Annotated in this window: 22 protein-coding genes; 10 read left to right on the top strand and 12 right to left on the bottom strand. The window is 73.0% G+C overall.

Annotated elements, in window-relative coordinates; genetic code table 11:
• Positions 1-208 precede the first annotated feature (208 nt).
• Together IEY78_RS27805 and IEY78_RS27800 are read left to right on the top strand one after the other, a co-directional pair.
• Entirely contained in the window at positions 209-3,472 is a 3,264-nt protein-coding gene (locus IEY78_RS27805; protein ID WP_229700209.1) for a sacsin N-terminal ATP-binding-like domain-containing protein, read from the top strand.
• A gap of 60 nt (positions 3,473-3,532) precedes the next feature.
• Positions 3,533-4,120: a GNAT family N-acetyltransferase gene (locus IEY78_RS27800; RefSeq protein ID WP_189102836.1), complete on the top strand. Its 588-nt coding sequence runs from the start codon at positions 3,533-3,535 to the stop codon at positions 4,118-4,120.
• Between the two features lie 27 nt (positions 4,121-4,147).
• On the opposite strand, the gene IEY78_RS27795 is transcribed toward IEY78_RS27800, so the two are convergent.
• From IEY78_RS27795 to IEY78_RS27775, 5 genes are all read right to left on the bottom strand, one after another.
• On the bottom strand, positions 4,148-4,486 hold the full coding sequence (locus tag IEY78_RS27795; RefSeq protein ID WP_189102834.1) for a VOC family protein: 339 nt from the start codon (positions 4,484-4,486) through the stop codon (positions 4,148-4,150).
• 126 nt (positions 4,487-4,612) lie between these two features.
• Positions 4,613-5,377, bottom strand: a complete 765-nt coding sequence (locus IEY78_RS27790; protein ID WP_189102832.1) for a MerR family transcriptional regulator — start codon at positions 5,375-5,377, stop codon at positions 4,613-4,615.
• Positions 5,378-5,487: 110 nt separating this feature from the next.
• Positions 5,488-5,676 (bottom strand): hypothetical protein, encoded by a 189-nt coding sequence (locus tag IEY78_RS27785; protein WP_189102830.1) that lies wholly within the window; start codon positions 5,674-5,676, stop codon positions 5,488-5,490.
• A 109-nt stretch (positions 5,677-5,785) separates the two neighbouring features.
• Complete coding sequence (locus tag IEY78_RS27780) at positions 5,786-8,200, bottom strand: HAD-IC family P-type ATPase (RefSeq protein WP_189102828.1); 2,415 nt, start codon at positions 8,198-8,200, stop codon at positions 5,786-5,788.
• A gap of 98 nt (positions 8,201-8,298) precedes the next feature.
• Positions 8,299-8,562, bottom strand: a complete 264-nt coding sequence (locus IEY78_RS27775; RefSeq protein ID WP_189102826.1) for a DUF2530 domain-containing protein — start codon at positions 8,560-8,562, stop codon at positions 8,299-8,301.
• A 283-nt stretch (positions 8,563-8,845) separates the two neighbouring features.
• Between IEY78_RS27775 and IEY78_RS27770 the strand changes: the two genes are divergently transcribed.
• Complete coding sequence (locus IEY78_RS27770; RefSeq protein WP_189102824.1) at positions 8,846-10,318, top strand: NCS2 family permease; 1,473 nt, start codon at positions 8,846-8,848, stop codon at positions 10,316-10,318.
• Here the strand turns inward: IEY78_RS27770 and IEY78_RS27765 are convergent, their stop codons facing one another.
• Positions 10,319-10,498, bottom strand: a complete 180-nt coding sequence (locus IEY78_RS27765; protein ID WP_189102823.1) for a ribbon-helix-helix protein, CopG family — start codon at positions 10,496-10,498, stop codon at positions 10,319-10,321.
• A 124-nt stretch (positions 10,499-10,622) separates the two neighbouring features.
• On the opposite strand from IEY78_RS27765, the gene IEY78_RS27760 reads away from it, so the two are divergent.
• The 3 genes from IEY78_RS27760 to thpR all read left to right on the top strand — a co-directional run bounded on the left by IEY78_RS27760 (position 10,623) and on the right by thpR (position 13,272).
• The gene (locus IEY78_RS27760) at positions 10,623-11,087 is read left to right on the top strand and encodes a MarR family winged helix-turn-helix transcriptional regulator (protein ID WP_006603817.1); all 465 of its coding nucleotides are present in this window, start codon (positions 10,623-10,625) and stop codon (positions 11,085-11,087) included.
• Between the two features lie 28 nt (positions 11,088-11,115).
• Positions 11,116-12,555, top strand: a complete 1,440-nt coding sequence (locus tag IEY78_RS27755) for an MFS transporter (protein WP_189102821.1) — start codon at positions 11,116-11,118, stop codon at positions 12,553-12,555.
• A gap of 147 nt (positions 12,556-12,702) precedes the next feature.
• Positions 12,703-13,272: an RNA 2',3'-cyclic phosphodiesterase gene (gene thpR / locus IEY78_RS27750; RefSeq protein ID WP_189102820.1), complete on the top strand. Its 570-nt coding sequence runs from the start codon at positions 12,703-12,705 to the stop codon at positions 13,270-13,272.
• Positions 13,273-13,595: 323 nt separating this feature from the next.
• Here thpR and IEY78_RS27745 read toward each other — a convergent pair whose 3' ends face one another.
• A complete protein-coding gene (locus IEY78_RS27745) occupies positions 13,596-14,594 on the bottom strand; it encodes an aldo/keto reductase (protein WP_189102819.1) in 999 nt (332 codons plus the stop codon).
• Between the two features lie 381 nt (positions 14,595-14,975).
• Between IEY78_RS27745 and IEY78_RS27740 the strand changes: the two genes are divergently transcribed.
• Entirely contained in the window at positions 14,976-15,563 is a 588-nt protein-coding gene (locus IEY78_RS27740; protein ID WP_189102818.1) for a TetR/AcrR family transcriptional regulator, read from the top strand.
• A gap of 74 nt (positions 15,564-15,637) precedes the next feature.
• Here the strand turns inward: IEY78_RS27740 and IEY78_RS27735 are convergent, their stop codons facing one another.
• Positions 15,638-16,339: a GDSL-type esterase/lipase family protein gene (locus IEY78_RS27735; protein WP_189102852.1), complete on the bottom strand. Its 702-nt coding sequence runs from the start codon at positions 16,337-16,339 to the stop codon at positions 15,638-15,640.
• Positions 16,340-16,470: 131 nt separating this feature from the next.
• Here IEY78_RS27735 and IEY78_RS27730 point away from each other — a divergent pair, with 131 nt between their 5' ends.
• Entirely contained in the window at positions 16,471-17,466 is a 996-nt protein-coding gene (locus IEY78_RS27730; protein ID WP_189102817.1) for an esterase-like activity of phytase family protein, read from the top strand.
• A 102-nt stretch (positions 17,467-17,568) separates the two neighbouring features.
• Here the strand turns inward: IEY78_RS27730 and IEY78_RS27725 are convergent, their stop codons facing one another.
• Positions 17,569-18,402, bottom strand: a complete 834-nt coding sequence (locus IEY78_RS27725) for a hypothetical protein (protein WP_189102816.1) — start codon at positions 18,400-18,402, stop codon at positions 17,569-17,571.
• 590 nt (positions 18,403-18,992) lie between these two features.
• Between IEY78_RS27725 and IEY78_RS27720 the strand changes: the two genes are divergently transcribed.
• Positions 18,993-19,388 (top strand): peptidase inhibitor family I36 protein, encoded by a 396-nt coding sequence (locus IEY78_RS27720; RefSeq protein WP_189102815.1) that lies wholly within the window; start codon positions 18,993-18,995, stop codon positions 19,386-19,388.
• 54 nt (positions 19,389-19,442) lie between these two features.
• Here the strand turns inward: IEY78_RS27720 and IEY78_RS27715 are convergent, their stop codons facing one another.
• From IEY78_RS27715 to IEY78_RS27705, 3 genes are all read right to left on the bottom strand, one after another.
• The gene (locus IEY78_RS27715) at positions 19,443-19,862 is read right to left on the bottom strand and encodes a PPOX class F420-dependent oxidoreductase (protein ID WP_189102813.1); all 420 of its coding nucleotides are present in this window, start codon (positions 19,860-19,862) and stop codon (positions 19,443-19,445) included.
• A 225-nt stretch (positions 19,863-20,087) separates the two neighbouring features.
• Positions 20,088-21,206 (bottom strand): phosphoserine transaminase, encoded by a 1,119-nt coding sequence (gene serC, locus IEY78_RS27710; protein WP_189102811.1) that lies wholly within the window; start codon positions 21,204-21,206, stop codon positions 20,088-20,090.
• A gap of 116 nt (positions 21,207-21,322) precedes the next feature.
• A complete protein-coding gene (locus IEY78_RS27705) occupies positions 21,323-22,348 on the bottom strand; it encodes a helix-turn-helix transcriptional regulator (RefSeq protein ID WP_189102809.1) in 1,026 nt (341 codons plus the stop codon).
• A gap of 54 nt (positions 22,349-22,402) precedes the next feature.
• On the opposite strand from IEY78_RS27705, the gene IEY78_RS27700 reads away from it, so the two are divergent.
• On the top strand, positions 22,403-23,887 hold the full coding sequence (locus tag IEY78_RS27700) for an FAD-binding oxidoreductase (protein ID WP_189102807.1): 1,485 nt from the start codon (positions 22,403-22,405) through the stop codon (positions 23,885-23,887).
• Positions 23,888-23,965 lie beyond the last annotated feature (78 nt).

Here is a 23,965-nt window from a genome sequence, read left to right as displayed (position 1 = left end):
GGGTGGGTGTGTGGACGTAAAGCGAAGCAGTCCACACACCCACCCCGGAGCCCCTGCCCCCGCCACCACCACGCAGCAACCGGGCCCCCACCCCACAACCAACCCCGCCCCCGCCGAAGGCGGGAAAACCCACAGACGAACCACGGCGGGAAACCCGGCAACGTGGGGGCGATACCGTCGGTGGACCGACATACGAGGGAGACGCAAGGTGGCAGCTACGTCCTGGGTGCGAGGCGCGGCCGGAGATCCGTTCGGGACGGGGCGGCTTCGGCGGGGGGTGCTGGACGCGTGGGCCGCGTCGCCGGCGCGGTTCCGGGAGGACGCCAACGCCGAGGAGGACCTCGCGCTCGGCGGCTACCGCGACCGGCTCGTCGTGGAGCTGGCGCAGAACGCGGCGGACGCGGCGGCCCGCGCGGGTGTCGCCGGGCGGCTCCGGCTGACCCTGCACGCGGCCGACCGCGACGCGCCCGCCGTGCTCGTCGCGTCCAACACCGGTGCCCCGCTGGACGCCACCGGCGTGGAGTCGCTGTCGACGCTGCGGGCCTCCGCGAAGCGGGAGCCGAGTGCGGCGGCCGGGGCGGTCGGCCGGTTCGGTGTGGGGTTCGCCGCGGTGCTGTCCGTGAGCGACGAGCCGGCGCTGGTGGGCCGGACCGGGGGCGTGCGCTGGTCGCTCGCCGAGGCCCGGGCGATGGCGGAGGAGGTGGCGGCGCACAGCCCCGGCCTGGGCGGGGAGCTGCGCCGCCGGGACGGGCACGTTCCGCTGCTGCGGCTGCCGCTGCCCGCGGAGGGCGGTGCGCCCGAGGGGTACGACACCGCCGTCGTGCTGCCGCTGCGGGACGTCGCGGCGCAGGATCTGGCCGAGCGGCTGCTGGCGGGGATCGACGCGGCGCTGCTGCTGACGCTGCCGGGGCTGGCCGAGGTCGTGGTCGAGACGCCCGAGGGCGTACGGGAGTTGCGGCGGCGGCAGGACGGTCCGTACGTCCTGATCGAGGACAGCGAGCGGGGCGCCACCCGGTGGCGGGTGGCGAGCGAGGGCGGCCCGCTGGACGCCGCGCTGCTGGCGGACCGGCCGGTCGAGGAGCGGCTGCGGCCGGTCTGGTCGGTGACCTGGGCGGTGCCGGTGGACGGCGAGGGCGCACCGGCCCGGCCGGGGACGGCGCCGGTGGTCCACGCGCCGACGCCGACCGATGAGCCGCTGGGCCTGCCCGCGCTGCTGATCGCCTCCTTCCCCCTGGAGCCGACCCGGCGGCATGTCGCCCCGGGGCCGCTGACCGACTTCCTGGTGGGCCGGGCGGCCGCGGTCTACACCGCGCTGTTGGGCGAGTGGCAGCCGGTGTCGACCGGCACCCTCGACCTGGTGCCGGGGCCGCTGGGCAAGGGCGGCCTCGACGGTGAGCTGCGTCGCCAGGTGCTGGAACTGCTGCCGCGGGTGCGGTTCCTGCCGAGTGCGGGCGCGCCGCGGGACGGTGCGGAGGCCGAGCCCGAGGCGCCGGGGGAGTGGGACGCGGACGGCGGCGGCGTGGACCGCTATGTGCTGCGGCCGGTGGACGCCGAGCTGGTGGAGGGCGCGGGCGCGGCGACGGTCGGGGTGCTGGCCGAGCTGTTCCCGAGCCTGCTGCCGGCCGGTCTCGAACGCCGTCCGGAGCTGCGGGCGTTGGGCGTGGCCCGGGTGCCGCTCGGGGAGATGGTCGACCGGCTGGCGGGCGTCGAGCGCTCCCCCGGTTGGTGGTGGCGGCTCTACGACGCGCTGGCCGGCACCGACCCGGACCGGCTCAGCGGGCTGCCGGTGCCGCTGGCGGGCACTGCGGGCCAGGGCCCCGGCGGGGCGCACGGCACCGTACGGACCACGATCGGGCCGCGCCAGGTGCTGCTGCCGCCGCCCGGCTCCGGCGAGGACGCCGCGGCGCGGCACCGCACGCTGGCCCGGCTCGGCCTGAAGGTCGCTCACCCCGACGCGGTGCACCCGCTGCTGGAGAAGCTGGGCGCCACCTCGGCCGCCCCGCGCGCCGTGCTGACCACGCCCCAGGTGCGGGCGGCCGTGGCGAACTCCCTGGACGCGGACGAGGACGCCTACGACGTCTTCGCCGACGAGCCGGGCGGCGCCGCGCTGGGGGCCGAGGAGCTGGCCGAGACGGTGCTCGGCCTGGTCCGGGACGCCGACCTCGCGCCGGGCGACGAGCCCTGGCTCGGGGCGCTCGCGCTGCCCGACGAGGACGGCGAGCTGGCGCCCGCCGGTGAGCTGGTGTACCCGGGCAGTGCCTTCGAGCAGGTCATCCGGGAGGGTGAACTCGCCGCCTGCGACGGGGAGTTGGTGGACCGCTGGGGTGAGCAGCCGCTGACGGCCGTGGGTGTCATGGCGGCCTTCGCGCTCGTCCGGGCCACCGATGTCGTGCTCGACCCGGACGAGCTGGAGCCGCGGGACGGGGACTTCGCCGAGCCGGACGACGTCGGCCTGCTGGACGCGGTGGACGTGTGGTGCGAGGACGTCCTCGACGCGCTGCCGGAGACCCCCGTGCCGCCGGTGGTGACCGAACTCGTCGCGGTCCGCGACCTCGATCTGGTCGACGACGACGCCTGGCCCCAGGTGCTGGCGATGCTGTCCCGGCCGCCGCTGCGGGACGCGCTGACCGCGCCGGTGCGGGTCCTGCTCCCCGACGGCACGACCGAGTCAGTCCGCCCGTACACCGCCTGGTGGCTGCGCGGGCATCCGGTGCTGGACGGGCGCCGGCCGGCGGGTCTGCGGTCCGCGGGCGGGGACGCGCTGCTGGCCGGGCTGTACGAGTCCGCGGACGCCGGGGATGTCGACGCGCAGGTGCTGCGGGCGCTCGGCGTGCGCACCTCAGCGGCCGCGCTCCTGGACGAGCCGGGCGGCGCGGCGGAGCTGCTCTCCCGGCTCGCCGACCCGGACCTGCCCGTCGGCGCGGCCCAACTGCACGCCCTCTACGGCATGCTGGCCGACCTCGACCCCGACCAGGTGACCCTGCCGGACGAGCTGCGGGCCGTGGTCGACCGGGAGGTGCGGGTGGTGGACGCGGCCGACGCGGTGGTCGCCGACGCGCCGGACCTGATGCCGTTGGCCCGCGACCTGGCCCTGCTGCCGGTGCGCCCGGCGCGCGCCGCCGTGCTGGCCGAGCTGCTCCAGGTGCCGCCGCTGAGCGAGGCGCTGAGCGCCGCGGTCCGCTCCGAGGGCGTGCGCCACGAGGTGCCGGAGGCCGTACGGGTCCTCCTCGGCGCCGCCACCCCCGAGGCGTACCTGGAGCACGAGGAGTTGCTCGTCGACGGCCCCGACGGCCCCACCGAGCTGGACTGGCGCCGGACCCCGGACGGCTCCGTGCACGCCGCGACCCTGGAGGGCGTGGCGGCGGGCCTGGCCTGGGCGGCCGGTCAGTGGCCGCGCCGCTTCGAGGTTGCGGCCCTGCTGGAGGACGCTGAACGGGGTGAGGAGCTGGCGCGGGCGCGGTGGTTCGACTGACCGGAGGCCGGGCGCGCAGCGCTCCTGGTTCCCCTCCCGGGGCGGAGGGATGATGCCGCCATGCCTCTCGCGATCACGCCTGCCCTGCCCGCCGGAGCCCTCTCGTCCGCTCCGCAGCCCGTTGTCCCCGTGGGCGGGGGCGAGTTGCTGTTGCGTCCCTGGGAGGCGGCCGACGCCCCCGTCCTGGAGGCCGCCTTCCGGGACGAGGCGATCCGGCGCTGGCACATGCGCCACGTGACGTCCCCGGCCGAGGCGCGGGAGCGGATCGCGGCCTCGCACCGTTCCTGGCAGGAGGAACGGGACGCGGAATGGGCCATCGCCCGGGCCGACGGCGGCGAGGTCCTCGGCCGGGCGGGCCTGCGCCGGATGGACCTGGTCCACGGCGAGGCCGAGTGCGCGTACTGGGTCCTGCCGCAGGCCCGCGGCACCGGCGTCGCTCCGCGCGCCCTCGCCGCGCTGGCCGCCTGGGCGCTGGACGAGGCCGGTTTCCACCGCCTCGAACTCGCCCACTCGACCGCCAACGAGCCCTCCTGCCGGGTCGCCGCCAAGTGCGGCTTCACCCTGGAGGGCACCCGCCGCAGCGCCCATCGGCAACCGGACGGCTGGCACGACATGCACCTGCACGCCCGGATCCAGGGCGACTGCTGAGCGGCGTTCCGGCCGGGCCCAGGGCGGTCAGTCGGCGGGCTGCCACACCGCCAGTTCGGAGCCGCCCGGCTCGCGGAAGTGGAAGCGCCGCCCTCCGGGGAAGGCGAACGTCTCCACCGTGATCGCGCCACCGGCCGCCTCGACGGCGGTCCGGGCCGCTTCGAGGTCGTCGGTGCGGATGGCCACCAGCGGCGCACCGGTCCGCTCCTCGGGATCGGCCTGGAACCCCAGGTCGACGCCGGCGCCGCCGAGGCCGGTGTAGGTGGGGCCGTATTCGGTGGGCGTCCAGCCGAACGCCTCCTGGAAGAACCGGCCCGAGGCCGCGGTCGAGTCGGAGGGGAACTCCACGAAGTCCACTACGTACATGGCCGCACCCTACGACGCTCGCGGCCCGTTCGTCTCGGGGAAGGAGCACCGGTCCGGGGGCGCGGGCAGGCGGGCAAGGTGGGCGAGAGCCGGGGGTCTGCAGCCCCCCGGCAGGTGCGCCGCCGGTCAGCTCAGGCGGGCGTCGGCGTAGACGTCCATCGCGTCGCGCTGGTAGGCGGCCAGGCCCTCGGCGATCTTGTCGTAGTTCGCGCGGAACCGCGGGTCCTCGACGTAGGTGCGGCCCAGGCCCTTGTAGCCGCACGCGTTCGGGGTCCAGAAGCGGCAGATGCCCCGGTAGTGGGTGTCGATCTCGGCCTGCACGGCGGGGTCGGCGACCGGGGTGCCGGCCACCATGTGCTCCGCCAGGCGGATCATCTGCGCCGTCACCTCGCGCTGCCACCGCTCGGTGCCCCCGGCGGTCATCGTCTCGACGGCCTGCCGGGACTCCTCCCACTGCGCGGGCCACCGCTCGCGCACCTCGGCCTCGTCCTCGGCCCGGTGCTCGAACCCCTCGAACAGGTTCTCCGGTCTGTTGATCTTCGTCATGCCGCTGCCGTCCTCGTCTTCCTCCAGTGCGGCGAGGGTCCGGCCGACCGTACGGGCCAGTGTCTCCAGCCGGTCCCGCTCCGCCAGCAGCCGCTGGTGGTGCTCGCGCAGCACGGACACCCGGTCGAGCCTGCTGTCCAGGACCGCCTGGATCTCGCGCAGCCCCAGGTCCAACTCCCGCATCAGCAGGATCTGCTGCAACCGCAGCAGATCGGCTTCCTCGTAGTAGCGGTGCCCGTTGCCGCCGATCCACGCGGGCGGCAGCAGGCCGATCTCGTCGTAGTGCCGCAGGGTCCGGGATGTCACCCCGGACATCCGGGACACCTCCGAGATCGACCAGGCCATGTCGCGTCTCCTCGCCGGGCCGGTTTCTCCGGCCTCGGGAACGACGGTAGGAGTTGACGTAACGGAAGCCGCAAGCCCGTTGGCGCGCTGCCGCGTCCGGCGGTGCGGTGTCAGTCCGAGCTGAACCGCTTGACGACGCTCCAGATGACGGCGATCGCGGAGACGGCGAGCAGCGGCCACACCCACCAGTCGAGGGCGCCGCCACCGGTGCCGCCGTAGGAGCCGCTGGTGTGGTGGTGGTAGTGGTGATGCGAGCGTGCCAGCACCCTGTACGCCAGGTCCCCCGAGTGGATTGTCATGGGGCCGGAGTGTAGTGCGGTGAACGGGATCGGGCACCGGCCGGGCGCCCCGGGCCGGACCGGCTTCCGGACGACGCGGGCGCGGCCCGCCTGGGACCGGGCCCCTTGCTCAGGCCGGGAAGCGCCGGCCCACCCACCGCCAGCTGATCTCCAGCAGCACCGCCGCCACCACCGCGATCGCGACCGCCGCCCAGGGCATCGTCGTGCCGACCAGGCGCAGCGCGAAGAAGCGCTGGAGCCAGGGCGTGACCAGGACGAGGACGAAGCCCAGGCCCATCGCCAGCACCAGCGCGATCCGCCACCAGGTGTAGGGGCGGGCGACGATCGCCAGGACCCACAGGGCGGCGAGGAAGAGGGTCAGGGTCGCGGCGCTGGTCTCGGCCGAGAGGGAGCCGGGGCCGGAGTAGTAGCCGCGGGCCAGAAGGTAGGTGGTGAAGGCGGCGGCGCCCGTGATCAGGCCGGAGGGGATCGCGTACCGCATCACCCGGCGGACGAAGTGCGGGCGGGCGCGCTCCTTGTTGGGGGCCAGCGCCAGGAAGAACGCGGGAATGCCGATGGTCAGGGTGGACAGCAGGGTCAGATGCCTCGGCAGATACGGATAGGGGATCTGCCAGCAGGCCACCAGGATCGCCAGCAGGACCGAGTAGACGGTCTTGGTGAGGAAGAGGGTGGCGACCCGGGTGATGTTGCCGATCACCCGGCGGCCCTCGGCGACCACCGACGGCAGGGTGGCGAAGCTGTTGTCGAGCAGCACGATCTGGGCGACGGCGCGGGTCGCCTCGGAGCCGGCGCCCATCGCGACGCCGATGTCGGCGTCCTTGAGGGCGAGCACGTCGTTGACGCCGTCCCCGGTCATCGCGACCGTGTGGCCGCGCGACTGGAGGGCGGCGACCATGTCCCGCTTCTGCTGCGGGGTGACGCGCCCGAAGACCGCGGCCCGGTCGAGCGCGGCCGCCATCGCGTCCTTGTCGGAGGGCAGTTCGCGCGCGTCCACCGGGGCGTCGGCACCCGGCAGCCCCAGGTGCGCGGCCACCGCGCCGACCGACACGGCGTTGTCGCCGGAGATGACCTTCGCCCGGACGCCCTGCTCCGCGAAGTAGCGCAGCGTGCCGGGGGCGTCCGGGCGCAGCCGCTGCTCCAGCACGACCAGCGCGACGGGCCGCACGTCCCGGGCGACCCCGGGATCGTCCAGCGCGCGTACGGCCCGGGCCAGCAGCAGCACCCGCAGGCCTCGTGCGTTGAGGTCGTCGACGTCGGCGAGGCGGTGGTCGCCGGGCGGCAGCAGCACATCGGGGGCGCCGAGCAGCCAGGCGGAGGGCTCGCCGTCCGGGCCGCCGAGGGTCGCTCCGCTGTATTTGCGGGCGGAGGAGAACGGCAGCGCCCCGGTGCACTGCCAGGAGCCGTCCGCCGGATAGCGGTCGATGATCGCTTGGAGGGAGGCGTTGGGGCGCGGATCGGCGGCGCCCAGCGCGCCCAGGACCCGTGCGGCGTACGCCTCGTCGCCGTCGAGCACCCGCAGCGCCCGCACGTCCATCCCGCCCTCGGTGAGCGTGCCGGTCTTGTCCAGGCAGACCACATCGACCCGGGCCAGCCCCTCGATCGCGGGCAGCTCCTGGACCAGGCACTTCTTACGCCCGAGCCGGATCACGCCGATCGCGAAGGCGACGGAGGTGAGCAGCACCAGGCCCTCGGGGATCATCGGCACGATCCCGGCGACCATCCGCCGGATCGCCTCGTCGCCCGGCAGCCCGAGGGTCAGCAGATGACTGAGGATGAGGCCGATCGCGGTCGGGATCATCATCCAGGTCACGTACTTGAGGATCCGGCTGATGCCGGTGCGCAGTTCGGAGTGGACCAGGGTAAAGCGGCTGGCCTCCTCGGCGAGCCGGGCCGCGTACGCCTCCCGGCCGACCTTGGTCGCGGTGAAGGCACCGGAGCCCGCCACCACGAAGCTGCCCGACATCACCGCACGGCCCGGCTTCTTGAGGACCGGGTCGGCCTCACCGGTCAGCAGCGATTCGTCGATCTCCAGGCCGTCGGACTCCCGCACCTCGCCGTCGACGATGACCTTGTCGCCGGGGCCGAGGACGAGGAGGTCGCCGAGGACCACCTCGCCGGTGGGGATCCGCACCTCGCCGCCGTCGCGCCGCACGGTCGGCCTGGCCTCGCTGATCACCGCCAGGTTGTCCAGCGTCTTCTTGGCCCGCAGCTCCTGGACGATGCCGATACCGGTGTTGGCGACGATCACGAAGCCGAACAGGCCGTCCTGGAGCGGCCCGACGATCAGGATGATCACGAACAGCACGCCGATGATCGCGTTGAAGCGGGTGAAGACGTTGGCGCGGACGATCTCGGCGGCCGAGCGGGAGGACCGTACGGGGACGTCGTTGACCTCGCTCCGGGCGACCCGCTCCGCGACCTCGGCGGCGCTCAGCCCGGGATGGACCGGCTCCCCCACGGGCCGGCGATCCGGCTCGCCGCCGGGCCCGGGGTCCTCGGTGTCGGCCCTCGCCCGCTCCGTCATGCCCTCGACGTTACGGGCGCGATGTCCACTTCACCCGCTGACGGGCGGGACAGGTGCGGTCCGGTGTAGGCGCGGTCCGGGTACGAGGAGGTGCTGGCTCAGGAGGCGGCGTCGGCGGCCGCCGCGGCCCGCTTGATGGCGGCGTCGCGCCGGCGGACGTACCAGATGCCCACCAGGCCCAGGCCGCCGCCGGCCAGGCAGGTCCACACCCACCAGGCGTGGCCGTGGTCGGCGTACCAGCCGTAGAAGGGGAGCTGGCCGAGGAAGAGCACGAACCAGATGATGGTGCCGCCGGTGACCGTGCCGACGACGGGGCCCTCCAGAGGCGCCGGGGCCTCGCGCAGTTCGGACTTCTTCCACATGGCGCCCAGCTTACGGGGGCGGGGAGCGGGGGCCGCGGGCGGCGTGGGGGAGGCGCGGCCGCGGCGGCCGGGGAGGCAGGACGGCCCGCGCCCCAAGGGTCTACGCGCGGAGATAGCGATCAACGAATTGTTTATTCATACTGAACCTTTCTGGGTCTGACTGGATTGGATCGTCGATTCATCCAATCTGATCCCTCTTCTCCTGTCTTCTGCCGTCGTACCTGTCTGTGTTCCGGGCCCTCGGGCCCCCACGCCTGCCCAGGCCCGTCCCCCTGAGGTCCGCATGTCCCCCTCGGCCACCCCGCCGGTCGACACCCTCACGAACCCCGGCCCGAAGCCGCCCACGAACGCCTTCGACCGCTTCTTCAAGATCTCCGAGCGGGGGTCGACGATCGGCCGCGAACTGCGCGGCGGACTGGCGACGTTCTTCGCGATGGCCTACATCATCGTGCTGAACCCGATCATCCTCGGCTCCGGCGTCGACAAATTCGGCCATCACCTCGACAACGCCCAGCTGGTCACCGCCACCGCGCTGATGGCCGGTCTGAGCACGGTGCTGATGGGCGTCATCGGCAACGTCCCGATCGCCGTCGCGGCGGGCCTGGGCATCAACGCCGTGGTGTCGCTGCAGCTCGCGCCCAAGATGAGCTGGCCGGACGCGATGGGCATGGTCGTGCTCGCCGGTCTGGTGCTGATGATCCTGGTCGCCTCGGGTCTGCGGCAGCGGGTGATGGACGCGATCCCCAACGGGCTGCGGCGCGCCATCGCCATCGGCATCGGCCTGTTCATCTCGCTGATCGGCCTGGTCGACGCGGGCTTCGTGACGCGCAACCCGGACGCCGCGCACACCACCGTCCCGCTGGGTCTCGGCCAGGGCGGGCAGCTCCAGGGCTGGCCGGTGCTGGTCTTCGTGCTCGGTCTGGTGCTGATGTTCGTGCTGCTCGTGCGCAAGGTCAGGGGCGCGATCCTGATCGGCATGGTCAGCATGGCCGTCGTCGCGATCGTGATCAACGCGCTGGTGACCATCCCGGACGCGGCCTGGGGGCTGGCGGTCCCGAACGTCCCGAGCAAGATCATCGACACCCCGGACTTCGGGCTGATCGGGCAGATCAGCCTGTTCGGCGGCTTCAAGGACGTCGGTGTGCTCACCGGCTGCCTGTTCGTCTTCACCGTGCTGCTGTCCGGCTTCTTCGACGCGATGGGCACCATCATCGGCGTCGGCGAGGAGGCCGGGCTGCTGGACAACGAGACCGGCCAGCTGCCGAACATGGGCCGGATCCTCATGGTCGACGGCATCGCGGTCGCGGGCGGCGGCTTCGGCTCCGCCTCCGCCAACACCTGCTTCGTGGAGTCCACCGCCGGCGTCGGTGAGGGTGCCCGCACCGGCCTGGCGAACCTGATGACCGGCGGCCTCTTCCTGCTCGCGCTGGTCTTCACGCCGCTGGCGACCGTGGTCCCCGCGCAGGCCGCGACGCCCGCGCTGGTGGTCGTCGGCTTCCTGATCATGGCCTCGAACGTGAAGGCCATCGACTGGAACGACTTCACCGTGGGCATCCCGGCGTTCCTGACGATGGTCGCGATGCCGTTCACCTACAGCATCACCAACGGCATCGGCCTCGGCGTCCTGGCCTTCATCCTGCTGCGCACCGCGACCGGGCGCTTCAAGGAGATCCCCTGGCTGCTGAACGTCGTCGGGTTCTTCTTCCTGGTCTACTTCCTGCTCCACCCGATCGAGGTCGCCCTCGGGGTCAAGTAGCTACTGGAACCCCAGCTTTTCCGACTTGTCGAGCGAGGACTGGAACCGCTCGTCGAAGTCCTCGCGGATGAGCGTCCGGACCACATAGTCCTGGACGCTCATTCCGCGTTTTGCGGCATGCTGCCGGATGCGCTCCAGCAGTTCCCCGTCCACCCGCACGCTGAGCACCTGCGTTCCCATGCGCACACGGTCCCGTCCCCCCGCCGTCAGGCGCGTCACTTTCCTACGCGCCCTCACTCGTTCGGGTGAATCGCAGGAGGACCCGGGCTCTCCTTAGCTAAGGTAATGAGTTACGCTAAGGAACATGCCGGAACTGTCCCGCCCCGAGCCTGACGGCCGTGAGGTGCCCCCAGACGACGCCGCCGCGGTGAACGCGCTGCGGTCCGCCGTGATGCGCCTGTCGCGCCGGCTCAAGCACCAGCGGGTCGACGAATCGCTGAGCCCCACCGAGATGTCGGTGCTCGGCACCCTGTTCCGCTGCGGCCACGCCACCCCCGGGGAGCTGGCCCGCAAGGAGCACGTGCAGCCGCCGTCGATGACCCGCATCGTGGCCATGCTGGAGGCCAAGGGACTGGTCCGGCTCGAACCGCACCCCGACGACCGCCGTCAGAAGGTCGTCACCCAGACCGAACAGGCCGAGGCGATGCTCGAGGAGAGCCGCCGCAAGCGCAACGCCTGGCTCGCCGAGCTGGCCTCCGGGCTGGACGAGGACGAGTGGGCGAAGGTCCGGGCCGCCGCGCCCGTGCTGGAGAAGCTCGCACAGTTGTAACCCCCGAAGCCGAGGAGGCGAACCCACTTTGAGTACGGGATCCGGAGCAGACTCCGCCCCCGCACCGAACTCCCACGACGACACGGTCTCCGACGACGCGACCGCGACCGCCCCGGGCTCCGCCCCGGCGCTCGCCGCCGGCCCCGCCGCCACACCGCGCCAGGGCACGTTCAGCTCGCTCCGCATACGTAACTACCGACTCTTCGCCACCGGCCAGATGGTGTCCAATACGGGCACCTGGATGCAGCGCATCGCCCAGGACTGGCTGGTGCTCAGCCTCACCGGCTCCTCCGCCGCGGTCGGTATCACCACCGCGCTGCAGTTCCTGCCGATGCTGCTCTTCGGCCTCTACGGCGGCGTCATCGCCGACCGCTTCGCCAAGCGCACGCTGCTGTTCCTGACCCAGTCCGCGATGGGCCTGACCGGCCTGGCCCTCGCCGTGCTCACGCTCAGCGGGCAGGTGCAGGTCTGGCACGTCTACCTGGTCGCCTTCGCGCTCGGCATGGTCACCGTCGTCGACAACCCCTGCCGGCAGGCGTTCGTCTCCGAGATGGTCGGCCAGGACGAGCTGCGCAACGCCGTCAGCCTCAACTCCGCCAACTTCCAGTCGGCGCGGCTGGTCGGGCCGGCCGTCGCCGGCGTGCTGATCACCGCGTTCGGCAGCGGCTGGGCCTTCCTCTTCAACGGCCTGTCGTTCATCGCCCCGATCGCCGGACTGCTGATGATGCGGACGTCCGAGCTGCACGAGGTGGTGCGGGTGCCGCGCAGCAAGGGGCAGCTGCGGGAGGGCCTGCGGTATGTCTCCGGGCGCCCCGACCTGATCTGGCCCATCGTGCTGGTCGGCTTCATCGGGACCTTCGGCTTCAACTTCCCGATCTGGCTGACCGCGTTCGCCCATCACGTCTACCACCAGGGCGCCGGCACATACTCCCTGTTCAACGGGCTGATGGCGGCCGGTTCGCTGATCGGCGCGCTGCTCGCGGCCCGCCGGGCCCGCTCCCGTCTGCGGCTGCTGGTCGGCGCCGCGCTGGTCTTCGGCGCCCTGGAGATCGCCGCCGCGCTCGCGCCCTCGTTCTGGGTCTTCGCGGCGCTGCTCGCCCCGATCGGGATGGTCGGCCTGACGATCAACGTCACGGCCAATTCGAGCATCCAGATGGCCACCGATCCGCTGATGCGGGGCCGGGTGATGAGCCTGTTCATGATGGTCTTCGTGGGCGGCACCCCGCTCGGCGCCCCCATCGTCGGCTGGGTCACCGACACCTTCGGCGCCCGGACCGGCTTCGTGGCGGGCGGCGCGATCTCCATGGGGGCCGCGGTCGTCATCGGGCTGATCCTCGCGCGGGTGGGCGGTCTGCGCCTGCGGGTCGACCTGCGGCGCGGCCACCGGCACATCGCCGTCGTCCCCCGGGACTGCGGGACCGCGGCGTCCGCGGCGTCCGCGGAGAAGGATCTGGCGCCGGCCGCCTAGGGGCGGTGAGGGCGGCGCCTGGGACGGGGCCGCGCGGGCCGTACGCGCCTGCGCGGTCGGCCCGGTCCGGTCCGCGCGGCCGGGTCCGGCGTCGGCCGCCTCCCCGGATTCCCCCGGACCGCGGGTGTGCTGCGCCACACTGGCCGCATGAGACTCTTCGCCGCCGTGCTGCCCTCCGCTCGTGCGCTGGAGGAACTGGCCGCCGAGGTCGCGCAGTTGAGGGCGCTCCCGGCCGCCGACCGGCTGCGGTGGACCGGCATCGAGGGCTGGCACTTCACGCTGGCCTTCTACGGCGAGGTGCCCGAGGACGTCGTGCCGGAACTCCGGGAGCGGCTGGCCCGCGCCGCCCACCGCCGTGACCCCTACGAGCTGCGGATCGCCGGTGGCGGCCGCTTCTCGGACCGGGTGGTGTGGGCCGGGGCGGATGGCGACCGCCCCGCGATGCGCCGGCTCGCCGACTCGGCGTCGGCGGCGGGCCGCCGGGCCGGCCTCGCCATGGACGACGAGCACCGCCCGTACACCCCGCACCTCACGCTGGCCAGGAACCGGGTCCCGCACCTGGATCTGCGCCCGTACGCGCACGCCCTCAAGGAGTTCACCGGCACCCCCTGGACCGTTGACACCCTCGCCCTGATGCACAGCCGCCTCCCCGGCTCGGGCGAGGCGGGCCGGGGACCCCGGTACGAGGCGGTGGGGTCCTGGCCCCTCGGCCACTGAGCCGCCGGGCTCCCCGACCGGCCGGGCCGCCGGACTTCCCGGCCACTCGGCCGCCGGGCTCCCGGCCGCTCAGCCATGGGCCGATGAAACGTTCGGATCTGCCCCGGTTACGCTCAGAGGGTGGATCCCAAGACCCGTAACCGGATCATGTCCGGACTTCTCGCCGTGCTGCTCGTCGTCGTGGTCGTGGCGGCCGCGCTGCGCTGAGCACACACCTGTAGCGCCGGCGGCAGCGGCAGTGGCAGTGACTTCGCCGGCCCCCCTCGGGGCCGTCGCCGAGCGCCCGGCGTCCGGCCCTCGCCGGCTCCGGGCGCTCGGACCGTTCACCAGGCGAAGGCCTCCGGGCTCGGCCCCGGGCCGGGGAAGATCTCGTCGAGCGAGCCGAGGAGCTCGTCGGTGAGGGTCAGCTCGACGGCGCGCAGCGCGGAGGCGAGCTGGTCCTCCGTGCGCGGGCCGACGATCGGGCCGGTGACGCCGGGACGGGTGAGCAGCCAGGCCAGCGCGGTCTCGCCGGGCTCCAGGCCGTGCTTGTCGAGCAGGTCCTCGTAGGACTGGATTCGGGCGCGGATCGTGGAGTTGGCGAGGGCCTCGGCCGAGCGCCCGACGGCCGAGCGGGCCCCGCCGCCCTCGCGCTCCTTGCGCAGCGCGCCGCCCAGCAGCCCGCCGTGCAGCGGCGACCAGGGGATCACGCCCAGGCCGTAGCCCTCGGCGGCCGGGATGACCTCCATCTCGGCGCGCCGCTCGGCGAGGTTGTACAGGCACTGCTCGCTGACCAGGCCGTACGTACCGCGGCGGGCGGCGGTCTCGTTGGCGCGGGCGAGGTGCCAGCCGGCGTGGTTGGAGGAGCCGACGTAGACGACCTTGCCCTGCTGGACCAGGACGTCCATCGCCTGCCAGATCTCGTCCCAGGGCGTGTCCCGGTCGACGTGGTGGAACTGGTAGAGGTCGATGTAGTCGGTGCCCAGGCGCTTGAGGCTGGCGTCGACCGAGCGGCGGATGTTGAGCGCGGAGAGCTTGTCGTGGTTGGGCCAGACCGGGCCGCCCTCCGGCGCCATGTTGGCGTAGCCCTTGGTGGCCAGCACGGTCTTGTCCCGCCGGCCGCCGCCCTTGGCGAACCAGGAGCCGACGATCTCCTCCGTGCGGCCCTTGTCGGCGCCGAAGCCGTAGACGTTGGCGGTGTCGAAGAAGTTGACGCCCGCGCTCTGCGCCGCGTCCATGATGGTGTGGCTCTGGGCCTCGTCCGTCTGGGGGCCGAAGTTCATCGTGCCGAGGACGAGTCGGCTGACCTTGAGTCCGGTGCGTCCGAGCTGCGTGTACTTCATGGTTCCTCAGCCAACGCCCTGAAGTGCGCTCGAAGCAAGGACCTGTGGACAGTGCCGCCGGATGCCCCCTTGTTCGTCATGTGCCTGACGGGACGTGCCTGGCGGGATGTGTCTGATGGGGCGTCAAGTTGTTGACCGGTGCGCGCGGTGCGCCGCGTGGGCGGGCGGCCGCGCGGTGCGGGAGTGACGATGCGGGGTGTCGGGGCGCAGAGCGGGAGGGGCGCGCGGCGCCTCCGCGGCCAGGGGCGTACCGGGCGGCCGTTGACGCAACGTCCGTTTTCTTAATTAGGGTGGGTGGCGGGTCCGCGCAGGACCCGCGCAGCTCACCGCGCCCGGAGCGCCCGTTCGCCCCGCGATCCCGCCCCACGAGGAGTCCGACCGATGGCCAGGCCCCGCGACCCCCACCGCCGCACCGAGATCCTCGACGCGGCCATCGGCCACCTCGCCGAGACCGGGCTCGTCAATCTCTCCCTGCGCCCGCTGGCCCGGGCGCTGGGGCACAGCACCCGGGTGCTCACCCACCACTTCGCGGACAAGGACGACCTCCTCACGGCCGTCCTCGCGCGGTTGGACGAACTCCAGCACGCCCAGCTGCGCGCCACCGAGGGCTGGGGCGATGTCTCGCGCGGCATCGGCGGGCTCGTCCAGGACTCCTGGCGGCGCCAGCTGGAGCCCGAACACCTCGGCGCCACCCGCCTCCTCCACGAGATCGAGGGGCTGGCGGCGGCCGGCCGGCTCGGCGGCAGGGTCCCGAAGTTCCTCGCGGACCGCGCCGAGTTCGTCGCCGGCGCCTTCCGGGCCCGCGGTCTCGCCGCCGGTCCGGCACAGGTCCGCGCCACGTTCCTGAACAGCGCCTACGCGGGCCTGCGGAGCGACTTCCTGGTCACCGGCGACCGTGCGCGCACGGAGGCGGCGCTGGCCGACCTGTGCGCGCTGGCTGACTCCTGGACGGCGCCGGCGCCTTCCTGAGCACGTCACGAGGCGCCGCACGCGCGGCACTCACGGCGCCGGCACGGCCTACGGGCGCCGCACGCCGCGGCACCTCACGACGCCGGCACGGCCTCCCGCGGCCCGGCGGCGGCATACCGCCCGCCGACGCCCCACGCCTGGTGCATCGCCCCGGCGAACGCCCCCGCCAGCAGCCGCTCGCCCCGCTCCGAGGGGTGCGTCCCGTCGTAGGTCGCGCCCTCGATGTCCCACCCCTCCGGCTCGGAGGCCAGCAGCAGCGGCGAGCCGGGAATGGAGAGATCCGCGACGGCCTTGGCCAGCAGCTCGTTGAAGCGCGCGCACTGGGCCCCGAACGCGGGGTCCGTCGCGGCCCGCACATTGGGGATCACCGGCATCAGCACCGCCCGGATGTGCGGCGCGGCCTCCCGGGCCCGCGCCACGAAGAGCCGGACGTTCTCCGCGGTCTGCTCGGCGTTCGTGTAGAAGCCGAGGTCTATCAGGCCCAGCGAGACCAGCAGGGTGTCGGCTCCGTACCGGCGCACCGCGTCGCCGATCACCGGCGCCATGTGCAGCCAGCCCTCACCCCAGCCGGCGAGATGGCCGCGCGCCTCCTCGGGGAAGCCGGGGTCGGCGTAGCCGGACGAATCGGCGGTGCCGGTGACGGGGTCATGGAGCGTGCGGCGCGGGCCGACGATGCGGTACGGGCCGGCGGCCGTCGCGTTCAGGTGCTGCCACATCCGGTAGCGCCACGTGAAATCGCCGGTGCTTCCTATCGTCATCGAGTCACCGACGAACATGATCCTCATCCGGTCATGATGGCGGAGAACCCTTACCGCTCGGTACGTGACGCTGGCCACGCCCGGCCGCCGGGCTCCGCCGCTGTCCACAGGCGGCCCCGGGCCGCCGCGCGGGATGGCACTCTGTGCCCATGCGTTCGCTTCTGTGCGCGGCCGGTGCCGCGGGAATCCTGTGGTCGGCGTCCATGGTGCCCGCCGCCGCCGACGAGCCCGACGGCTTCACGATCAGCGATCCCCGGATCACCGAGTCCAGCGGCCTGGCCGCCAGCCGTGCGCACCCCGGGATCTACTGGACCCACAACGACAGCGACGACGGCCCCTACGTCTACGCCGTCGACTCCCGGTCTGGCCGTACGGTCGCCCGGATCACCCTGCGCGGTATCGGCGCGCCCCGCGACGTCGAGGCGATCTCGCTCGGCCCGGACGGCAACATCTACCTCGGCGACATCGGCGACAACCTCGGCGGCAAGTGGGACCACGTCTGGATCTACCGCTTCCCCGAGCCCAAGACGCTGCGCGATGCCACCGTCACCGCCACCCAGTTCACCGTGAAGTACGCGGACGGCCCGCGGGACGCGGAGGCGCTGATGGTCCACCCCAAGACGGGCCGCGTCTACATCGCCAGCAAGAAGCAGGACGGCGGCGGCGCGCTCTACGCGGGCCCCGAGCGGCTGACCGCCGGCGCCACCAACACCTTCCGCAAGGTCGCGCCGGTCGATCTGTGGGTGACCGACGGCGCGTTCTCCCCGGACGGCACCCGGCTGGTGCTGCGCAGCTACTTCGGCGCCCGGATCTTCCGCTGGCAGGACGGCCGCCCCAAGGACCTCGGCAGCGTGGGCGTCCCGATCCAGCAGCAGGGCGAGTCGGTCACCTTCACCCCCGACGGCCGCACCCTGATGTACGGCTCCGAGGGCGCGGACAGCGACGTCAAGCCGGTCGGCCTGAGCGACGACCAACTCCCGGACACCACGAAGGACGACCCCGGCAACGGCGACCCCGCCAACAACCACGCCGGAAAGGGCACTTCCGACTCCGAACTGAACCCGTCCTTCATCAAGGGCGCCATGGTCCTCGCCGCCGCCACGGCCCTGCTCGTCGGCCTCCGGAGGTTGGTGCGGCGGCGGTAGCGCCCGTGCCGGGGCCGCACATCAGAACAGCACGTGGCTCACCTCCGGGTATGTGGAGGTGAGCCAGTTGCTTGACGGGGCGTCGGTGGATCGGGTGGTGTCCTAGGAGGCGGTGTCCCAGGTCAGGGTGGCGGTTTTCGCGTTCGGCTCGAACCTCAGCAGGGGTTCGCCGCCGGGCTGGTGGGACTTCACGATCTTCTCGAAGATGATGTGGTCGAAGGACGACTGCGGCTGCCAGAAGCGGTGGGCGCCGTGGGCCACGGCCATGTTCTGCCGCTTCATCTGCCCGATGATTTCGTCGTGCAGTTCGGGGGAGATCTTCTCGCCGTCGGCGGTGTGGATGTTGTAGAGGTCGTGGTCGCCGGTCAGCTCCCATACCTGGCCGTCCTCGTCGACCTTCCAGATCAGCTTGTTGTCGTGGATGAACTTGCCCTTCTTCGACAAGCTCTCGATCTTCGGGGCCAGGGTCTTGAATTCATGGAGCCGCTGCCGGTAGCGCTCCTCGATCGCGTTTCTCTTGCCGGGGAGCGTGTACCAGGGAACGTTCGGCTTCTGCGGCTTGAAGTAGCCGACGAGGCCGATCTGCCACTCCTCGGCGCCGAGGTAGCAATCGAGATCGTTCACCGTCTTGGACTTGATGTCCTCCGGCTTCGGCTTGGCGCCCTTGTCCAGCCAGTTGGGGGCGGAGGCATTCGACGGGCGGACGTCGATCACCACGTGGTACTTGTTGGCGAAATCCCGGAACTTCTCGTAGTTGCCCTCGGGTATGCCGTACTTGTTGCGCGCGGTCTGCGCATTCACCGAGACGGAGTTGCCGGTCGATTTCTCGTCGCCGTCCCCGCCCTGCGCCCAGGCGGTGCCGCCCGTCGTGACCGCGAGGCCGGACGTGCATGCCGCCACCAGCATCGCGGCGGTAATGGCCCTCTTCACCTGCATGTTCTCTCCGTGGGGATAACTGAGGAAATGAATCTGACGGATCGTCAGGTTCGGGTGGAAGGGAACGTACCGAGTGGGTGCGGGGGTGTCAAAGCGGGTGGGTGATGGCTTTGTGTCGAACTCCCGTGGTCGGTCGGGTCTCGTTCCTCTCTTGTGGCTGTTCCTCGGTCGGATCTTGTGCTGCCGCTTCTGCACAGGGGTCGTGCGGAATCCCTGGATGTCTCCCGTGTACGGGGGAATTGTTGGAAATTGTTTTTCCGTGGGAGGTGGCGAGGGAGGTAGAGGCGTTGGGGCGTAAGGGGCTTCTTGTCGGCGGGTGGGGGAGGGGATTCGGTCATCGTCGGGGTGGGGGTGGCGGTGAGGGGAGGAATGTGGTGCCTGCGGGGGAGTGGGTTCGCCACAAAGAACGGGGTGCGGGGCGAGCGCAACCGGACAAAAGTGTGGTGTCCGCTAATGGGATGTCGTGAGGCGCAATCGGGTCCATGGGGTCGGCGCGGTCCGGAACTCGTGGCACAGTGAGTGCGGTTCGGGATTTAGGGAATTCCATAGTTCCGTACCCACGTCATCCACCGAAGAATTCGGAGTAGACAATGGTCCGCAAGCGTGCGTTAGGCCTCGCCGGCTCGGCCCTCACCCTCGTGCTCGGTGCCGTCGGCTTCACCGCTCCGGCGCAGGCCGCCCCGAGCTGTCCGGCGGGGAGCCTGTGTACCTACAGCGGGACCGGGCTGTCGGGCGCCCGCACGGTGATCCCGGCGTCGGACATGGAGAAGGCGGGGACCGACGGCGTGAAGCTGCCCGCGTCGGCCCGGTCGTTCGCCAACGGGACGCACTTCACCCTGCGGTACGGCCCCGCGCGGAAGGTGACCTGCGTCCGCTTCCCGTGCTACCAGTACGCCACGGTCGGGAAGGTCGCCCCCGGCGCCCAGCTGCGGTCCCTCCCGTCCCCCGGCGGCACCGTCACGGTGGGGCAGGACCTCGGCGACTAGGGGCCGTCTTCAAAGTCCCTGGCGAGGCGCCACCCGGGGCGTCCCGGTCCGTGCCTACGCTCCGGCGCCCGGGGCGTCCTCGGTCAGCCGCAGCTCGTAGTGGAGGGTCCGTTCCTTCTTGAGGCGGTGGGCCAGCGGCACCAGCAGGCCGTGGATCAGCGGGTACTTGCGGGTCAGCGAGCGCTCCGCGCGCCGGTACTCGCGAGTCTGCGGGTCCAGCAGCCGCACCCGCGCCCGGACGGCGGGCCCGGTGGGCCGTCCGCGCCAGGTGGACGCGCAGATCTCCACCTCCGGGAAGTTCCGCATCCGCTTGACCTTCCAGGCGCTGCCGTACGTCCGCAGATAGGCGTGGTCGCCGTCGACGGCGAGATTGACCGGGGTGCCGACGCCGTTGCCGTCGCGCTTGTACGTGGTCAGCAAGACCGTCGCCTGCCGCTCGAAGGGCGCGAGGCCGGGCACCGGGGGATTCGTCATGGCATCCATCCAGGCATATCCGCCCGTTCGGCCACAATGCGGTGCGTCCGTTCGGGGGAGTCCGCGTCCGGGTGTGGTGCCACGCTCCGTGGCGCGTGAGCCCGACGACCCGGCACCCGGGCCCCCGGTGTCCGGCACTCGGTCCCAGAGCGTGAACGGCACAGGCCCCGGCGGATCTCCGCCGGGGCCTGTGCCGCGTGGTGCGGACGGGCGTGGTGCGCCGCGCTACAGCTTGCCGATCACGTGGTCGATGCAAACCGTCAGGGCCTCGACGTCCGCCGGGTCGATCGCCGGGAACATCGCGATCCGCAGCTGGTTGCGGCCGAGCTTGCGGTAGGGCTCGGTGTCGACGATGCCGTTGGCGCGCAGGGCCTTGGCGACGGCCGCGGCGTCGATGCCCTCGTCGAAGTCGATGGTGCCGATGACCTGCGAGCGCTTCGCCGGGTCGGTGACGAACGGGGTGGCGTACTTGGAGTCCTCGGCCCAGCCGTAGAGGGTGCGCGAGGAGGTGGCCGTGCGGCGCACCGCCCAGTCCAGGCCGCCCTGGCCGTTCATCCACTCCAGCTGCTCGTTGAGCAGGAAGAGGGTGGACAGCGCCGGGGTGTTGTACGTCTGGTTCTTCAGGGAGTTGTCGATCGCCGTGGGCAGCGAGAAGAACTCCGGGATGTGGCGGCCCGAGGCGTGCACGGCGCGGGCGCGCTCCAGGGCGGCGGGCGAGAAGGCCGCCAGCCACAGGCCGCCGTCGGAGGCGAACGACTTCTGCGGGGCGAAGTAGTAGACGTCGGTCTCGGCGATGTCCACGGGCAGGCCGCCGGCGCCGGAGGTGGCGTCGACCAGGACCAGGGAGCCCTCGTCCGCGCCCGCGACCCGCTTGATGGGGGCGGCGACGCCGGTCGAGGTCTCGTTGTGGGTGAAGCCGTAGACGTCGACACCCGCCTCGGCCTGCGGCTGCGGGTGGTCGCCCGGCTCCGCCGAAAGGACGGTGGGCTCGTCCAGCCACGGGGCCAGCTTGGCGGCCTTGGCGAACTTCGAGGAGAACTCGCCGAAGGACAGGTGCTGGGACTTGCGCTCGATCAGGCCGTGCGTCGCGATGTCCCAGAACGCGGTGGAGCCGCCGTTGCCGAGGACGACCTCGTAGCCCTCGGGGAGCTGGAAGAGGTCGCGTACGCCGTCGCGCACCGAGCCGACCAGGTTCTTGACCGGGGCCTGGCGGTGGGAGGTGCCGAGAAGGGAGCTACCGGTCGCGGCCAGGGCGCCGAGCGCCTCCGTTCGCACCTTGGAAGGGCCCGCGCCGAAGCGTCCGTCGGCGGGCTTGATGTCAGCGGGAATCTGGATATCAGCCACGGGGGAAGCCTAATCCGTCGTGCGGTGGCGTTCTGCGGCGCGTCCAGCGGGTGAGATGCCGGGCGCCCGTACGGTGGACGGCCGGGAGGGGGCCTCACGGTGGCCTCACGGCGGCCTCACGGCGGTGGATCGGCGGCGTAGACGGCGGTGAGCGCGGCCGCCGCGTCGGCCATCACATGGCGGGCCTCGGGCGGGCCGAGGACCTCCAGGGAGTCGCCGAACTGCAGCAGCTGGCGGACGGCCCGGACGACCGGATAGGCCAGCTCGATCACCGCCCAGCCGGGCTCGTCGCCGGGCCGGTCACCGGGCTCGTCGCCGGTCTCGCCGCTGGGCTGATCGCCGGGCTCCTCGCGGGGCGGCCCGGTCAGCGCCCCGCCGAGGATCCGTACCGCCAGATCCAGCCGGTCCCGGCGGATCCGCGCGGTCACCCGGACGCCCGCGGGCCGGTCCTCCACCTGGCGCCGCAGCTGCCGCCAGACCTCCGCCAGCTCCACGCCCGCGCGGCGCCGTACCGGGGCGTCGGTGAGGGTCGCGGACGCCACCCGGTCGGCCCGGAAGAGCTGCGGGGCGCCGCGCCGGTCCGCGACGAGGTACCAGGTGCCGGCCTTGGCGACCAGCCCGTACGGGTCGACGGTGTAGGTCCGCAGCCGGGTCTCGCCGCTGTGGCGGTAGCGGATGCGCAGCCGCAGATCGGTGAGGACGGCGGACTGCAGCTCGTCGAGATCGGCCGAGGGGCGGGGCCCGCCCATCCAGCGGTCCGGGTCGACCAGGATGCGGCGGCCGGTCAGCTCCGCGGCGGGGCGGTGCGGGGCGGGCAGCGCCGCCATCACCTTGCGCAGCGCCGAGCCCAGCGCCTCGTCCAGGCCGAGGGCGGTGTGGGCGCCCTCGGCGGCCAGGATGAACAGGGCACGGGCCTCGTCGGCGGTCATGCCCGTGACATCCGTACGGAAGCCGGGCAGCAGGGCGATCCCGCCGTGCCGGCCGCGCTCGGCGTAGACCGGCACCCCGGCCGCCGACAGCGCCTCGACATCGCGGTAGACGGTGCGCCGGGAGACCTCCAACCGCTCGGCCAGCTCGCCGGCCGGCACCCGGCCGCGGGTCTGCAGCAGCAGGAGGATCGAGAGCAGGCGGTCCGATTTCATTCCCGCCTTTATATATGACGGCGGGTGTCATGTTATCGGGCCAGAGTGCGCGGCATGACCCACGATGACCTGGCACTCCTGCCCGTCCCCGCCACGGGAACCACCGCGGCCACCGCCGCTCCCGACGCCGCCTCCCTCGCAGCCCTCGCGCGCCGGGTCGGCGGCCCGGTCCTGGCCCCCGGGGACGAGGGGTACGACGCCGAGCGGTCCGGGTTCCAGCTGGCGTACCGGCACCGCCCGGCCGTGATCGTCGGGGCGGAGTCCGCCGGGGACGTCGTCGCCGCGGTCCGCTTCGCCCGCGACCAGGGGCTGCCGGTCGCCGTGCAGGCCACCGGGCACGGGCTGTCGGCGGCCACCGACGGCGGGCTGCTGATCAGCACCCGGCGGATGGCCGGGGTGACGGTCGACCCGGCCGCCCGCACCGCGCGGGTGGCGGCCGGCGGCGTCTGGGGGCAGGTCGTCGCGGCGGCGGCGCCCCACGGGCTGGCGCCGCTCAACGGCTCCTCCCCGGGCGTCGGCGTCATCTCGTACACCCTCGGGGGCGGCGTCGGGATCCTGGCCCGCACCTACGGATACGCCGCCGACCTGGTGCGTTCGGTCGACCTCGTCACCGCCGACGGCCGGCTGCGGCAGCTGACCGCGGACCGCGACCCCGAGCTGTTCGGGGCGCTGCTGGGCGGCGGGCACGGCCTCGGGGTGGTGACGGCGATGGAGTGCGCGCTGGTGCCGGTGGCCCGGGTGTACGGCGGGCAGCTGGTGTTCGGCGGAGCGCAGCTCGACGCGGTCCTGGCGGCGTACCCGGACTGGACCGCGACCCTCCCCGACGAGCTGACCTCGTCCCTCGCGCTGCTCGCCTACCCCGACCTCCCGCAGCTGCCCGAGGAACTGCGCGGCCGCCATCTCGCGCATGTCCGGATCGCCTTCACGGGCGGCGCCGCCGAGGGCGAGCGGCTGGTGGCGCCGCTGCGGGCCCTCGGGCCGCGGGTGTCCGACGACCTGCGCGAGATGCCGTACGCCGAGTCGCACACCATCCACCGCGACCCGAGCGATCCGCACGCCTACGACGGCGACAACGCGCTGCTGAGCGGCCTGGACGCGGCGGCGCTGCGGCGGGTGGCGGCGCTGACCGGGCCGACGGCCCCGGCCATGTGCGTGGTCCAGCTGAACCATCTGGGCGGGGCGATGGCGAGGCGGGGCGGGGCCGCCGGCGCCGTCGGGCACCGGGACGCGCGGTTCGCGCTGCGGGTGCTGTCGCCGCTGGGCGGGGCCGGTGACGAGGGCGGCGGTCCGTCCCTGGCCACCGTCCGGGCGCTGCACGCCGAGGTGCTGGCGGCCGTCGCGCCCTGGCGGCTCGGCCGGAGCGTGAACTTCCTCTTCGGCGGCCATGGGGCGCGGCCGGACGCCGCCGAGGTGGCACGCAGCGTGCACGACGCCGCCGAGCACGCGCATCTGGCCGCGCTCAAGGCCGTGCACGATCCGGAGAACCTCTTCCGCTTCCACCCGGCGGGAGCCGGCGAGGGGGCCGGGGCCGCGGAATAGAGGCCGGGACCGCGGATCAGGACGCGTATGACGGGGACGGGTGAGGCCGCGTACAGAGCCTGGTGAGGCCGCCTACGG

The organism is Streptomyces kronopolitis, assembly GCF_014646275.1.
GTDB classification, from domain to species: domain Bacteria; phylum Actinomycetota; class Actinomycetes; order Streptomycetales; family Streptomycetaceae; genus Streptomyces; species Streptomyces kronopolitis.
Note: the sequence above shows the minus strand (reverse complement) of the source record. Positions and strands in the feature narration are given on the sequence as shown.

What these genes read in the sequence shown, in the direction of transcription:
- IEY78_RS27795 (WP_189102834.1), bottom strand. Translation starts at nt 4,486, where the DNA reads ATGTACGTAGTGGACTTCGTGGAGTTCCCCTCCGACTCGACCGCGGCC.
- IEY78_RS27720 (WP_189102815.1), top strand. Translation starts at nt 18,993, where the DNA reads ATGGTCCGCAAGCGTGCGTTAGGCCTCGCCGGCTCGGCCCTCACCCTC.
- thpR (WP_189102820.1), top strand. Translation starts at nt 12,703, where the DNA reads ATGAGACTCTTCGCCGCCGTGCTGCCCTCCGCTCGTGCGCTGGAGGAA.
- IEY78_RS27715 (WP_189102813.1), bottom strand. Translation starts at nt 19,862, where the DNA reads ATGACGAATCCCCCGGTGCCCGGCCTCGCGCCCTTCGAGCGGCAGGCG.
- IEY78_RS27740 (WP_189102818.1), top strand. Translation starts at nt 14,976, where the DNA reads ATGGCCAGGCCCCGCGACCCCCACCGCCGCACCGAGATCCTCGACGCG.
- IEY78_RS27775 (WP_189102826.1), bottom strand. Translation starts at nt 8,562, where the DNA reads ATGTGGAAGAAGTCCGAACTGCGCGAGGCCCCGGCGCCTCTGGAGGGC.
- IEY78_RS27705 (WP_189102809.1), bottom strand. Translation starts at nt 22,348, where the DNA reads ATGAAATCGGACCGCCTGCTCTCGATCCTCCTGCTGCTGCAGACCCGC.
- IEY78_RS27760 (WP_006603817.1), top strand. Translation starts at nt 10,623, where the DNA reads ATGCCGGAACTGTCCCGCCCCGAGCCTGACGGCCGTGAGGTGCCCCCA.
- IEY78_RS27765 (WP_189102823.1), bottom strand. Translation starts at nt 10,498, where the DNA reads ATGGGAACGCAGGTGCTCAGCGTGCGGGTGGACGGGGAACTGCTGGAG.
- IEY78_RS27745 (WP_189102819.1), bottom strand. Translation starts at nt 14,594, where the DNA reads ATGAAGTACACGCAGCTCGGACGCACCGGACTCAAGGTCAGCCGACTC.
- IEY78_RS27730 (WP_189102817.1), top strand. Translation starts at nt 16,471, where the DNA reads ATGCGTTCGCTTCTGTGCGCGGCCGGTGCCGCGGGAATCCTGTGGTCG.
- IEY78_RS27735 (WP_189102852.1), bottom strand. Translation starts at nt 16,339, where the DNA reads ATGTTCGTCGGTGACTCGATGACGATAGGAAGCACCGGCGATTTCACG.
- IEY78_RS27700 (WP_189102807.1), top strand. Translation starts at nt 22,403, where the DNA reads ATGACCCACGATGACCTGGCACTCCTGCCCGTCCCCGCCACGGGAACC.
- IEY78_RS27725 (WP_189102816.1), bottom strand. Translation starts at nt 18,402, where the DNA reads ATGCAGGTGAAGAGGGCCATTACCGCCGCGATGCTGGTGGCGGCATGC.
- IEY78_RS27800 (WP_189102836.1), top strand. Translation starts at nt 3,533, where the DNA reads ATGCCTCTCGCGATCACGCCTGCCCTGCCCGCCGGAGCCCTCTCGTCC.
- IEY78_RS27790 (WP_189102832.1), bottom strand. Translation starts at nt 5,377, where the DNA reads ATGGCCTGGTCGATCTCGGAGGTGTCCCGGATGTCCGGGGTGACATCC.
- IEY78_RS27785 (WP_189102830.1), bottom strand. Translation starts at nt 5,676, where the DNA reads ATGACAATCCACTCGGGGGACCTGGCGTACAGGGTGCTGGCACGCTCG.
- IEY78_RS27780 (WP_189102828.1), bottom strand. Translation starts at nt 8,200, where the DNA reads ATGACGGAGCGGGCGAGGGCCGACACCGAGGACCCCGGGCCCGGCGGC.
- IEY78_RS27770 (WP_189102824.1), top strand. Translation starts at nt 8,846, where the DNA reads ATGTCCCCCTCGGCCACCCCGCCGGTCGACACCCTCACGAACCCCGGC.